The sequence below is a fragment of the Corallococcus sp. CA054B genome (assembly GCF_003611625.1).
In the GTDB taxonomy this organism is placed as follows: Bacteria; Myxococcota; Myxococcia; order Myxococcales; family Myxococcaceae; genus Corallococcus; species Corallococcus coralloides.
Window position 1 is genome coordinate 1 of record NZ_RAVY01000425.1, and the last position, 608, is coordinate 608.

At 72.5% G+C, this 608-nt stretch carries 2 protein-coding genes; both read left to right on the forward strand.

What is annotated here, in order from left to right; all coding sequences use genetic code 11:
* Positions 1-321 precede the first annotated feature (321 nt).
* Positions 322-471 (forward strand): hypothetical protein, encoded by a 150-nt coding sequence (locus tag D7V80_RS43380; RefSeq protein WP_158616788.1) that lies wholly within the window; start codon positions 322-324, stop codon positions 469-471.
* A 33-nt stretch (positions 472-504) separates the two neighbouring features.
* The coding region (gene tnpB / locus D7V80_RS44075) for an IS66 family insertion sequence element accessory protein TnpB (protein ID WP_370452494.1) at positions 505-608 on the forward strand (104 nt) is incomplete at its 3' end.

Below are 608 nucleotides of genomic sequence, written 5' to 3' on the forward strand. Positions count from 1 at the left end.
CTCCAGCCCAGTCCCTGAACAACTCGCCCCTCGCGGCGCTCGCCGAGCACGGCCGGGGCCTGTCTTCAAGCGTCCCGGCACGTCACTGGCCGGACGGTTACCGACGTGCCGTGAGGGATTGCCGGGGTAGCGGCGCGCGGCGGACGCTTCCGGGCATGGCGAAGCAGGTGGAGAAACCGGAGTGGGCGCGCATCGCGGAGGCCTTTGAAGCGAGCGGGCAGACGCAGCGGGAGTTCGCGTTGGCACGGGGTGTGCGGCTGAGCACGTTGCAGTCGTGGGTGTACCGGGCACGTCGGGCCGCGCTGGCGCGAGCGGAAGCCGGTGCGGTTGTTGCCGGTGCAGGTGGCGACGGCGACCGCGGCGGCCGAGTCGGTGGTGGAGGTGATGGCGGCAAGCGGGGCGCGGGTGCGCTTCGCCGTGGGCACCGACGTGGCGTACGTGGCCCGGCTCGTCGCGGCGCTGGGGCGGTAAGCCGTGTTCACCCTGCCTGCGTCGGTGCGCGTGGTGCTGGCGGTGGAGCCGGTGGACATGCGCAAGTCGATTGACGGCCTCATGGCGCTGGTGCGCACGGCGTGGGGGGAGGACGTCTACTCGGGGCACCTCTTCGC